The organism is Robbsia andropogonis, from assembly GCF_034047095.1.
GTDB classification, from domain to species: Bacteria; Pseudomonadota; Gammaproteobacteria; order Burkholderiales; family Burkholderiaceae; genus Robbsia; species Robbsia andropogonis.
In genome coordinates this window covers 333670-345636 of record NZ_CP139166.1, presented here as the reverse complement: position 1 = coordinate 345636, position 11967 = coordinate 333670, and the positions used below count along the sequence as shown (strand labels likewise).

Genomic DNA, 11967 nt, shown 5'->3' with positions numbered 1-11967 from the left:
AACAAAACGTGCTTACAAACGGCATGGTGCGGGGCGCACCTCAAGCATTACATCCTACTAAAGGTCAGGGAACACGATGAATCGCAATTGGCTGGCACACGTCCTCTCCATCTCCACCCTTACCGGCTTGTCGATGGCCGCCCATGCGGCATTGCCGGAAGGGCTATTGGCGGCAGCGAAGAAAGAAGGCCAATTGACGGTGATCGCGTTGCCGCATACATGGTGCGGCTACGGTTCGATGATCGCTGGCTTTGAAAAGAAGTACGGCATCAAGATCAACGAATTGAACCCGGATGCAGGTTCGGGCGATGAAGTGGAAGCCATCAAGGCGAACAAGGGCAACACGGGGCCGCAAGCGCCCGACGTCATCGACGTCGGGCTGTCATTCGGACCGACGGCAAAGGCGCAAGGTCTGTTGCAGCCGTACAAGGTTTCCGAGTGGAGCGAGATTCCAGAGACGGCCAAAGACGCAGCCGGTTATTGGTACGGCGATTATTACGGTGTCATGTCCTTTGAAGTGAACATGGACATGGTCTCCAAGGCTCCGACCGATTGGAGTGATCTGCTGCATGCTGATTATAAGAACGCGGTAGCCCTGGCGGGCGACCCCCGCTCGGCGAACGAAGCCATTCAAGCGGTATATGCGGCAGGCAAGCCGACCGCTGGCGGCGACCCGGTGAAATCGGCACAAGCCGGCATGCAATTCTTTTCCGAACTGAACAAGCGCGGCAACTTCGTGCCGGTAATCGGCAAAGCAGCATCCTTGGCACAAGGCACCACGCCGATCATCATGCGCTGGGACTACAACGCCTTGGCCGACCGCGACACGCTCAAGGGCAATCCGAATGTGCAAGTAATCGTGCCAAAGACAGGCGTGGTTGCAGGCGTTTACGTGCAAGCGATTAGTGCGTTCGCACCGCATCCGAATGCCGCCAAATTATGGATGGAATACTTGTATTCGGACGAAGGTCAGTTGGCATGGCTGAGCGGTTATTGCCACCCGATCCGCTACAACAGCCTGGTTGCAGCGAACAAAGTCCCGCAAGCTCTGTTGGCCAAGCTTCCGGCAGCCGACGCGTATAAACGCGCCCTGTTCCCGACGCTGGCCGATCAAAATGCCTATAAGGAAGCCATCACCAAACAATGGGACACCACCGTGGGCGCGAGTGTGAAGTAGCGCGGTGATGTAAATCGGTGAGCTGATGCACTGAAGTAGTTCGCTGCATTCGTGCCGTGGACATCATGCAGCAACGCCAGGCGGTAACGTCGTGCTTGGAACGTACGCAGGGCACCGTTCCAGTACGCACGCCACACCGCCCCCGCTCCCTAGCCTAGCCAGCCGACTCGCGCGGGTGCCCGAGTCGCATTACTTCACAAATCTGCCGATGAGTGTCCCCTCGAAAGCCGGATCGGTGCAGGCCGAACTGATGACGCCCCCTACGCATCAGCACGCGCCGAATGCGCGCGGACGGGCGTTTGGAAAAAACCTGTTCAGTTGGCTTGGCGTCTTGCCATTTCTGGCGTTTGCGCTGTTTTTTTTGATATTGCCGACGGCTTCACTCGTGATCGACGCGTTTCGCGATCAGAGCGGACATTTCACATTGGCAAATTTTCGCTCGCTGCTGACCCCGGAAGTGCTGAACGCATACTGGATCAGCATCAAGGTCAGCGCGGCGTCGGCCTTCATTGGTGGTATCTTTGGCACTTTGCTGGCGTGGGCAGCCGCACAAGGTGGATTGCCTGCGTGGATCAGGCCGACACTAAGCACCTTCTCCGGCGTGGCGTCAAACTTCGCCGGGGTGCCACTGGCATTCGCCTTCATCTGTACATTGGGTCGCATGGGTCTGGTGACCGTGATGCTCCGCAAGTACTTCGATTTCAATCTGTATTCTACGGGTTTCAGCATCCTGAGTTTTGCCGGCTTGACGCTGACGTATTTATACTTTCAGATGCCTTTGATGATCTTGATCGTCACGCCAGCGCTAGACGGATTGAAACGCGAATGGCGTGAAGCATGCGAATGTCTGGGCGGCAGCGCATGGCATTATTGGCGCCACGTTGCGCTGCCGGTACTTTGGCCTACCGTGCTCGGCGCATCTTTACTGCTCTTCGCGAACGCTTTCGGTGCGGTGGCTACCGCTTATGCACTCACCGGCAGTTCGCTGAATATCGTGCCTATCTTGCTATTTGCGCAAATTCGTGGCGATGTATTGCATAACCCGAATTTAGGTTATGCATTGGCAGTGGGCATGGTAATAATCACCGGTCTGTCTAACGGCGGTTATATCTGGCTGCGAGCACGTGCCGCACGAGGACGCTGATGAACATGCAAAAGAAGCCTTCACGCGTCGGCGCCTGGATCGCTATGGTTGTCGGCGCGCTCTACTTCATGATTCCTTTGATCGCCACATTTGAATTCAGTTTGCGAATGCGGCGCGGCACTTATAGTTTTGATGCTTACCGTGTCGTGCTAAGCGACCCGAATTTCCAGGCTTCCTTCGGTTATTCGGTCTTGATGGCCATCTTGACGATTGTCACAGGCATCTTTCTGGTCGCGCCTACCGCATTCTGGGTACAGCTTCGTTTGCCAAAACTGGCGCCCGTAATCGAGTCAATCACCCTATTGCCACTGGTGATTCCCGCCATTGTCATCGTCTTCGGCTATTTGCGTATTTATAACAGCAGCAGCTGGCTGCCCTTGACCGGTAGTGCGGGTCGTACCAATATCTTGCTGATTTTCGGCTACGTGACGCTATCGCTACCCTATATGTATCGTTCGATCGATACCGGACTGCGGGCCATCGACGTGCGTTCGCTCACCGAAGCAGCTGAATGTCTGGGCGCCGGTTGGACCACTATCCTATTGCGGGTGATTCTGCCCAATATTCGCACGGCACTATTGTCCGGCGCTTTCCTTACCTTCGCTATCGTGATCGGTGAATTCACGTTCGCCAGTCTTCTCGACCGCCCGGCGTTCGGACCGTATCTGCAATTGATCGGCGCCAACCGCGCTTACGAACCATCTGCCCTGGCGATCATTGCGTTTGCCGTTACCTGGGCCTCGATGGGATTGATTCAACTGTTCGACTCGCTGAAGCAGTCTGCCACCCGTAAAGCCTGAATGGCACGAGGCATCGCATCATGGCTTTTCTCGATATCAAAGATCTGCTCAAATCGTTCGGGACGAACGTCGCCTTGCATCATTTCGCAATCAGCATCGAGCGCGGCGAATTCATTACCTTCTTGGGACCATCGGGCTGCGGCAAGACCACGGTTTTACGGATGATCGCCGGCTTTGAATCGCCGACCAGCGGGACGATTCATATGGACGGGCGCGACGTGACACACCTCCGACCGCGGCAACGCAATATTGGCATGGTGTTCCAGTCGTACGCGCTGTTCCCCAATATGACCGTAGCCGAGAATATCGGCTTCAGCTTGCGGATCGCCGGCGCCTCGAAAGCCGCCATCAAAACTCGTGTGGGCGAGATGCTGGAACTGATCAAATTGCCGCTACTTGGACAACGCTATCCGTGGCAGCTTTCCGGTGGCCAACAACAACGCGTGGCCTTGGCCCGAGCGTTGGCGAGCAAGCCGCAAGTCCTGCTGTTGGACGAACCGCTATCCGCCCTCGACGCAAAAATCCGCGTGTCATTGCGTCAAGATATCCGCGCGTTGCAGCGGGACTTGGGTATCACCTCGATCTTCGTTACTCATGATCAAGAAGAAGCGTTGTCGATCTCGGACCGCATCGTCGTCATGAACGAGGGCCGGATCGAACATATCGGGACCCCATCGGAAATCTATAACTACCCGCGTACCCGTTTTGTCGCGTCCTTCGTTGGTACTTTGAATATTTTATCGGCACAAGTGGTGGACGCACGCAGTGGCCGCATGATGCTCGGAGATCAGGAGCTGGTCACCACACACCCTTTGCAACACAGCGACATCGGCAAGCAGCGCGCGTTGGCACTGCGCCCGGAAGCGATTTCCATAGACGCGCCCGTGGCGGGGCGCAATGCACTGCGCGCTACCGTACAGGACGTACAATTCCTGGGCGCGGTGGTGCGCGTCAAAACCAGTGTCAATAACGCTGCCATCTCGTTGGATATCTTCAACGATCCGAACCGTCGACTACCCGAGCGGGGACAGCCGATTTCACTGAGTTTTTCTCACGACAATTTACTGGTGCTGGAAGATCAGCCAACGTAATAGTCGATGGGGCACCCGAGCAGATCCAGACCGTTCTCTGAAACGGCGAACGACACGGATGTCGGTTAATCTGTCGTGCGGATGTTCCGATGGGCGAGAAAAGCGTAACGGATCATCGCTACAAGGACGAATTCGGAACGGACACGGATGGTTGACCAACATTGTCGGTCAGTCCCTTCACCCGGTAATTTTCTACCTCATTTCACGCTATAGTTACTCCAATTTGTCATGGAGTATGCGTTATGCCATCCGTATTACACGAAATAGGTCAGGTCATCGTGAAGGAGTTCTCTGATCTCCATGACGCTTCGCAATGGACCGAGCTTCTGATTCGCCTGTTGGTCGCCATCGCGCTGAGCGGCGCCATTGGTTATGAGCGGGAGAGCCGCCAATCCGCGGCCGGACTGAGAACACATATGCTCGTGGGACTCGGGGCGGCCATGTTCGTGCTTATTCCGCTGCAAAGCGGGATGACCATTGTCGATATGAGCCGCGTGCTCCAAGGACTTATCGCGGGCATTGGTTTTTTAGGGGCAGGGGCCATTATCAAAATTGACAAGGATCGCGCCATTCATGGCTTGACCACCGCAGCGAGTCTCTGGCTGACCGCGGCGGTTGGTGTAGCGGCCGGCATGGGGCGAGAAGCGACAGCGGTCACGAGCGCCATCCTGGCGCTAATTATTCTGTCCTTCATGCGCCGCTTCAAGGATCACGCCGATTCAGATGAGACATAGCATGCCATTGACGCGGCCGCAGTCACTCCCGCTCTATTATTCAGCCGCGCGCCGCTCGTTACGCAGATCGCGAATACGATCGTGGTTACGAATGACACCTTGATTTTGTTTTTCGATCAACGTACGCACTTCCGGCGGAAGATCTTGGGCAAGTGCTTCACGATAATTCTTCTTGGCGGCATCTTCCCCACGCTCGACTTCCTCAAGGACCGCCAGATCGTCATGCGACGCCACGGCCGCTTTCACCGAAAGCCAACCACGATGCAACGTGCCGGCAAACGAGCCTTCATCTTCCGGCGATGCACCTAATCTGCCTACTTCTGCCTGGAGTTCGGTTACCGCTGCCGCGCACTCCCCTGCCCGTTCAATAAACAGCGCTTTTAGACTACTATCTTGCGTATCCTCAGCGGCCTTGCGGAACCCTTTTTCACCATCGATTGAAGTTTCAATCAGGCCGTTCAAAATCTTTGTCGTTGTCGTCATTGCTATTCCTTTATGAATTAGTGAATCACCGGCAACGGTTACGTAGCAATGTTCAGACCACGCCCGCATCAAATGACATTTTTTGAGCAAGTTGTGAGACGGGCAATGATATTTTTTATTTTTGCAATAGCAAATAGACAAACCGATCGGCGTAAATCTATCCCCACACTAGCGTATGCGCGCAGACGACCCGCGGTACAGCGCCTGCGGGAACGTCTATCCCTTGCTGGCAGGCGGCGCAAAATGCCTCTTTCCCGCAAGATCGGAAACACTTCATTCGCAACGGTGCAAAAGGCGTTGGTTCCTTTCAGCACGAAGCCATCCGCAGCGTCCTGTTCGAACGATTCCATGAAGTCCCTTGCGATAGACTCAGGCGTACCGATCAGGTTCAGACGAACAAACGCGTAAATACTGACGACATGCGACGCTTCCGATCGCGATAGAACGCCACGGCGGCATTGAGGTTCAGTGCGGCGGTGAAGGCAATCCGGCGTGACGCGTCGCGAAATCGCGTCCTGCTTTCGAAGCACCGACCTGGACAATGACGGCGCGCTCCTGCCGTCTGGTCACCACCCGCACTCAATTCAACGCCAATGCGGCGGCGGCGTTGACGGGGGAGCCTTCCAATGCTTCAGATGGCCGACCGTCCGGTCCCACCGGTATGTCCCCCACCAAGGTCGTGCGATAAAGCTGCCGATCAAAGTCGAGGTCGAAAATATCGGTGGGAGCCAAGTGCGCGGTTGATCTGTTATCCCAGAATGCTAGGCTGCCGGCTTCCCATTTGAAGCGCACCGTGAAGCGCGGCTGCGTCACATGCTCCCACAATAATTCGAGCACCGCCTGACTCTCGCGCGGCGTTAATCCGACGATATGCTTCAAGAAGCTCGGACTGACATACAGTGCCCGCTCCCCGGTCTCGGGATGCACTCGCACGAGAGGATGCTCGGTGACAAGGATGCGTTGCTCCACGGCCTGCTTGTAATCATGGCTGGCATGCACACCCGCTGGCGGCGCAAAACGATGTACCCCGCGCAGGCCGTCGACAAACGCGCGCAAGGGCGCGGAAAGCGCTTCATATGCCGCTACCAGATTTGTCCATTGGGTATCACCACCATACGGCGGGATGGTCACGCCCCGGAGGATGGAAGCAAATGGCGGATTGACGGCCGCCGTCACGTCCGTATGCCAGCCGGTCCACGGACGCTGGACACCTTGGCCGCTAAAGCGCGTTGCTTGACGGAACTTGTCGATGGAATACACCTCGGGATGCCCCGGTACGTGTCCAAACACCGGGTGGCCGAGCGTCAACGCACCAAACTGCGCGGAAAATGCAACCTGCTGCGCATGCGTCAGCGGTTGGTCGCGAAAGAAGATCACGCGCCACTTCAGCAATGCCGCTCGGATCGCGACAACCTGCTCGGGTCGTAGTGGCACGGAGAGATCGACGCCCTCGATTTGGGCACCGATATGGGCGGATATCGGCTTGACCTTCACACTGTTCGCGGCCACTTCCTTGATCACTGCACTCATCGCAAGCATCCTTTGACGTAAAGGGCATTGTGGAGCGCGATGACGACTGGTCGATGAGCGAGCCACAATCCCGGTGAGGGGAACGACGATTACCAGACTATCGTCGTAGGGCAACGGCCAAAACCATTTTTTTGGGCTTATCTTATGCTTTATTCGTGTTTTAAGCCGCTGCCCGCTCCTTAGCGCCGTCCCGACAAACGCCGTACGACTGACGTCAGGAGATCGACCTCGTCGCGTGTGTTGTAGAACGCCAGCGAAGGTCGAACCGTCGCCTCAAGGCCAAACCGACGCAATATGGGCTGGGCGCAGTGATGACCAGACCGCACGGCGACCCCTTCATCATTCAGGGCCCGGCCGACTTCTTCGGTTTCATAGCCTTTCAGGACGAACGACAGCACGCTCGCCTTCTCGTTGGCGGTACCAACCAATCTCACCCCCGGCACTCGCCCAAGTCGTTCGGTTGCATACGCAAGCAGATCATGCTCGTACCGTGCAATGCGCTCGATCCCGATGCGATCGACGTATTCGAGTGCCGCCCCGAGCCCCACCGCGTCCGCAATGTTACCGGTGCCCGCTTCGAAACGGCTAGGAGGCGCTTGGAAAACAGTCCGTTCGAAGGTCACATCGGCAATCATATTGCCACCGCCCTGCCAAGGCGGCATGGCGTCGAGCAAATGACGCTTTCCATAGACCGCGCCAATGCCCGTCGGACCGTAGATCTTGTGTCCTGAAAACACGAAAAAGTCAGCATCGATCGCCTGCACGTTCACCCGCATATGCGAAATCGATTGCGCACCGTCGACGAGCGCCACGGCGCCTACGCTATGCGCGAGCGCGACAATCTCCTTTACCGGCACTACGGTACCGAGTGCATTCGAGACCTGCGTGACGGAGACGATCTTGGTTCGGTGAGTCAATAATTGGCGGAATGCATCCAATTTGACCTGTCCGGAATCGTCGACCGGAATCACCTTCAAGGTCGCGCCCTTCCGCGAAGCCAGTTGCTGCCACGGGACGATATTTGCGTGATGTTCGAGATGCGAGACGATGATATCGTCTCCGGCTTCGACGTTCTGTTCGCCCCATGTCTTTGCCACCAGGTTGATCCCTTCGGTCGTGCCCCGAACGAAGATAATCTCGTCGGACGACGCGGCTCCGATGAAACGCCGTACGGTATCGCGAGCATGCTCGTATGCATCGGTGGCACGCCCGGCCAACGCATGCGCCGCGCGATGGATATTCGAGTTCTCATGCGAATAAAAATACGCAAGACGATCGATGACCGCTTGCGGCTTATGCGTGGTGGCCGCGTTATCCAGCCACACAAGCGGCTTGCCGTTTACGCGCTCGCGCAGGATCGGGAAATCGCGGCGCACGGCATCGACATCGAATGTCGCGTGCGTTGACGTAAAACGGCGTTCACCGTCAAACCGATCCGAGGTGATGGGTCTTCTCGAGTAGTCCGGAGCATCCGGCTCGTCGAGGAAGTACCGTGGGGGCGCTTCCGAACCGCTCTGGGATGCATGCCGATGGTTCGATGACAGCAAATCACGCAAGCTGTTGGCGTCCGGCAGGCCGAACGCCTCAGGTGCCACCGTCGCGCGTGCGGGGGGCACGACGGCAGCGGGCTGGGCACGCCATCCATGTGATGCGCTGTCGATAAAGTAGAAAAGAGAGGAAGTGATACCCGGTGTACCACCCAGCGCGGTTCCTCCCGTACGCGGCTCGATGGTCGGTGCGGTTGTCACCACGGTATCGGGTATATCATTCCCGGCGGATGCATGTGGTGCAAGCGACGGTGCGCGATTGCCGAGTGTCAGCACCTGCGTGGGTGCCGACGATAACAGGTTTGTTCCAGGAAGTGCCCCTACTGGAACGCCGGAAGAAGAAGCGCCGGTGCCGGTGCCGCCGGGCCCTGCGAACGGCGAGCCCCCGGGGGCGGGATTCGCGGCGACGTTCAATGCGGTAACAGCCTGTGGCAATACTATCGTCACGCCCCCTGGCGCACCGCTTCCCGGCACCAGCGACGATGCGGGCGATTGTCCCGGCAATGCCGTAAAGAACGCCGTCGCAAGCCGCGCGAGTGTGCCCGGATCGGGTAATCCCGCCGGTGCCTGCGCCCCCGGATTGGCGATATCAGCGGTAGGTGTCGGGGTAGTCATGGTACTTGCCGATCTCCACGTCTTCGAGAACCGCGAGTGCATCCGGTGAATGGACCGCGAGTGAGCAATATAGCGAAATCAAGTAAGAAGCAATCGCCTGATTGTTGATCCCCATGAACCGTACCGACAAACCGGGACCTTGTTCGCCAGCCACGCCGGGCTGGTAAAGACCAACCACGCCTTGGCGTTTATCGCCCACGCGCAGCAGCAGGATCGACGTCTTGCCATCGGCAACCGGCACCTTGTCCGACGGAATCAGCGGGATACCGCGCCAGGTGATGAACTGCGATCCGAACAGGCTCACTGTCGGCGGGGGCACACCGCGGCGAGTGCATTCACGGCCGAATGCGGCAATCGCCAATGGATGGGTCAGGAAAAATGCCGGCTCCTTCCATACCTTGCTCAACAACTCGTCCATATCGTCCGGTGTTGGCGCACCCGTCAACGGATACACGCGCTGCTCGTCGGTGACATTGGCCAGCAGGCCGTATTCGGCGTTATTGATTAGTTGGCTTTCCTGCAACTCCTTGATTGTTTCAATCGTCAGGCGCAGTTGTTCCTTGATCTGATCGTGCGGACTGCTATACAAGTCCGAGATACGCGTATGTACATCCAGAACGGTACTGACCGCATTAAGAAAGTATTCCCGTGGCGCTTCTTCGTAGGGCACGAACGTCTGGGGCAGTACCTGTTCGTCTTCGCGCTGCGTACATGCGGCCTTCACTGCCTCAGGATTCTTGACCTGATTCAATCGGTAGATGCCGGCTTCCACCGGCACCCATTGAAGGAGGTGGGTCAGCCAGCGGGGCGTAATGGTGGCGAGCTGGGGGACGGTCTTCGTGGCATTCGCAAGCTGGCGCGCTGCCTGATCGCTCAGCGTGGTCGGACCATTTGCTACGGTCGACATATCGGGCTCCGGGTTAGAAGAAAAACGGGAAAGCTTATAACGCGCGGAGATTATGACGAGTGGAACGCGCCGCCCTCAACAGGCTATAGCCATCACTCCGATATTCCTATGAAATATCAATCGACCGCGCTACTGAGCGTGCCAATATGGCGGCGTTCTGTCTGCCGCAATAGCGATGTAATAGGTTGATCGAGCGCGTTCGCCAGTTTCTCCGCGGTCAATATGGACGCGATCACCTCGCCGCGCTCGACTTCGCCCACATAGGAACGATTGAGGCCGGCATGTTCCGCAAGCTGCTCCTGCGACCATCGCCGCGCTTCGCGGTAGCGTCTCACAGTCACACCGAATTGCCTGATCAAGGGTGTCATGCCGTCGCGCGGGTAGGGAGCGCCGATGGCACGGGTGCGGCCACCGGACGGGATACAGCGGTAGAGGCCACGGCCTGGGTCACGTGACTGCCTGGCGCCACATCCTGCGTCAGCCAGACGTTTCCGCCGATCACCGCGCCGCGGCCAATCGTGATACGACCGAGTATTGTCGCCCCTGCGTAAATAACGACGTCGTCCTCGACGATTGGATGACGTGCGAGACCTTTTTCGAGATTACCTGCCGCGTCCCGTGGAAAGCGTTTCGCACCTAGCGTGACAGCCTGATAGATACGAACTCGCTCGCCGATGATCGCCGTTTCACCAATCACCACGCCCGTCCCATGATCAATGAAACAGCCTTGACCTATGCGCGCCCCTGGATGAATATCCACACCGGTCTCGCCATGCGCGCGCTCGGCAAGCATTCGCGCTAGCAAAGGCAAGCCCAGCGTGAACAATTCGTGTGCAAGCCGGTGGTGAATAATTGCAAGAATCCCTGGATAGCAAAGCAGCACTTCATCGACGCTGCCCGCCGCGGGATCGCCTTGGAACGCCGCAAGCACATCGGCATCAAGACGTGAGCGGATATCCGGCAACCGCGACGCGAATGTCTGCACGATGTCGTGAGCGTCGACCTTGGCCAACTCGCCACCGTCACGGTACCGCGCGGAATAGCGCAACTCGAGCCGCGCCTGAATCAACAAGGCGTTCAACGCTGCGTCCAGGCTGTGCGCGACGTACAGGTCTTCACTTTCCTGGCGTAGATCGGGCGGACCCAGGCGCATGGGAAACAACACGCCTTTCAAGGCATCGACGATCGCTTTCAGTGCGTCCGGCGAGGGAAGATCGCGGCCGCCCGCTTCGATGGCGCGCTGCTGACGCTTACGCCAATCATGCCGGGCAGTATGCAGGGAACGAACGATCCCGTCGATGTCGAATGCGGCCACGTTGGTGCCCCTTATAAGCAAAACTAATCTTGAATCCAAGGTAGCTGGCGGAAACGCCAACCGTTGACGCCCCCGCGATGCTGCGCGGCATCCAGATCGCCTTCGAAACCTTCCAGGACATTGAACACGTGCGAAAAACCGGCTTTCGCGGCGGCATCCGCGGCCTGTGCCGAGCGGTTGCCGCTACGGCAGAGCAGCAGTATCACGGCGTCCTTGCCGCCCGCCTTGGCCTCCAGCTCGCGAACGAAACGGGGATTCCGTGTCAAGCTGGTTCCGGTCGCCCACGGCACATGCACGGTGTCGGGCACATGGCCAACGAATTTCCGTTCTTCGGCGGTACGGACGTCGACCAGCAGCGCCTCGCCGCGCGACACCAAGGTCCAGGCGTCGGCAGGACTCACGCCCCCGGCATAGGCCAGCCTGCTTTCGCGCGCGGTTTCGCGGGCGTAACCCAGTACAGTCTCAGCGAAGGTCTCGTCTTCCGAGGCAATTAGCATGATGAATTCCCCTCCGGTCATCGGTTTTAGCGGAATACGCTTGCAGCAAGAAACGACGCGGCAAGACCAGGGGCATCTCTGCCCCGCGCCGCGATCTGGCTTCGCCACTTTGCATTCGAATCACCAG

General features: G+C 57.8%; 13 protein-coding genes. 5 read left to right on the top strand and 8 right to left on the bottom strand.

Going from position 1 to position 11967, the window contains the following annotated elements:
- Nucleotides 1–76: 76 nt before the first annotated feature.
- From SJQ66_RS06680 to SJQ66_RS06660, 5 genes are all read left to right on the top strand, one after another.
- Nucleotides 77–1177 carry an ABC transporter substrate-binding protein gene (locus tag SJQ66_RS06680; protein WP_024904797.1) on the top strand — a complete coding sequence of 367 codons (1101 nt, stop codon included), beginning with the start codon at nt 77–79 and terminating at the stop codon, nt 1175–1177.
- A 208-nt stretch (nt 1178–1385) separates the two neighbouring features.
- Complete coding sequence (locus tag SJQ66_RS06675) at nt 1386–2321, top strand: ABC transporter permease (RefSeq protein WP_024904798.1); 936 nt, start codon at nt 1386–1388, stop codon at nt 2319–2321.
- A gap of 5 nt (nt 2322–2326) precedes the next feature.
- Nucleotides 2327–3121 (top strand): ABC transporter permease, encoded by a 795-nt coding sequence (locus SJQ66_RS06670; RefSeq protein WP_407691483.1) that lies wholly within the window; start codon nt 2327–2329, stop codon nt 3119–3121.
- Nucleotides 3122–3141: 20 nt separating this feature from the next.
- Nucleotides 3142–4212, top strand: a complete 1071-nt coding sequence (locus SJQ66_RS06665) for an ABC transporter ATP-binding protein (protein WP_024904800.1) — start codon at nt 3142–3144, stop codon at nt 4210–4212.
- Between the two features lie 242 nt (nt 4213–4454).
- Entirely contained in the window at nt 4455–4946 is a 492-nt protein-coding gene (locus tag SJQ66_RS06660) for an MgtC/SapB family protein (RefSeq protein WP_024904801.1), read from the top strand.
- Between the two features lie 36 nt (nt 4947–4982).
- On the opposite strand, the gene SJQ66_RS06655 is transcribed toward SJQ66_RS06660, so the two are convergent.
- The 8 genes from SJQ66_RS06655 to SJQ66_RS06620 all read right to left on the bottom strand — a co-directional run bounded on the left by SJQ66_RS06655 (nt 4983) and on the right by SJQ66_RS06620 (nt 11840).
- Nucleotides 4983–5429, bottom strand: coding sequence for a PA2169 family four-helix-bundle protein (locus SJQ66_RS06655; protein WP_024904802.1), 447 nt, complete (start codon nt 5427–5429; stop codon nt 4983–4985).
- A 68-nt stretch (nt 5430–5497) separates the two neighbouring features.
- Nucleotides 5498–5779, bottom strand: coding sequence for a hypothetical protein (locus SJQ66_RS06650; RefSeq protein WP_253464293.1), 282 nt, complete (start codon nt 5777–5779; stop codon nt 5498–5500).
- Nucleotides 5780–6008: 229 nt separating this feature from the next.
- Nucleotides 6009–6959, bottom strand: coding sequence for a TauD/TfdA dioxygenase family protein (locus SJQ66_RS06645; RefSeq protein WP_024904804.1), 951 nt, complete (start codon nt 6957–6959; stop codon nt 6009–6011).
- A gap of 179 nt (nt 6960–7138) precedes the next feature.
- Nucleotides 7139–9121 (bottom strand): family 2A encapsulin nanocompartment cargo protein cysteine desulfurase, encoded by a 1983-nt coding sequence (locus tag SJQ66_RS06640; RefSeq protein ID WP_253464297.1) that lies wholly within the window; start codon nt 9119–9121, stop codon nt 7139–7141.
- Complete coding sequence (locus SJQ66_RS06635) at nt 9096–10028, bottom strand: family 2A encapsulin nanocompartment shell protein (RefSeq protein ID WP_024904806.1); 933 nt, start codon at nt 10026–10028, stop codon at nt 9096–9098. Before SJQ66_RS06635 ends, SJQ66_RS06640 begins: the two co-directional genes overlap by 26 nt.
- Before the next feature lie 116 nt (nt 10029–10144).
- A complete protein-coding gene (locus tag SJQ66_RS06630; RefSeq protein ID WP_024904807.1) occupies nt 10145–10396 on the bottom strand; it encodes a helix-turn-helix domain-containing protein in 252 nt (83 codons plus the stop codon).
- On the bottom strand, nt 10393–11343 hold the full coding sequence (gene epsC / locus SJQ66_RS06625) for a serine O-acetyltransferase EpsC (RefSeq protein WP_024904808.1): 951 nt from the start codon (nt 11341–11343) through the stop codon (nt 10393–10395). The genes SJQ66_RS06630 and epsC overlap by 4 nt, the downstream gene beginning before the upstream one ends.
- 23 nt (nt 11344–11366) lie before the next feature.
- Nucleotides 11367–11840, bottom strand: a complete 474-nt coding sequence (locus SJQ66_RS06620; protein ID WP_253464299.1) for a rhodanese-like domain-containing protein — start codon at nt 11838–11840, stop codon at nt 11367–11369.
- Nucleotides 11841–11967 lie beyond the last annotated feature (127 nt).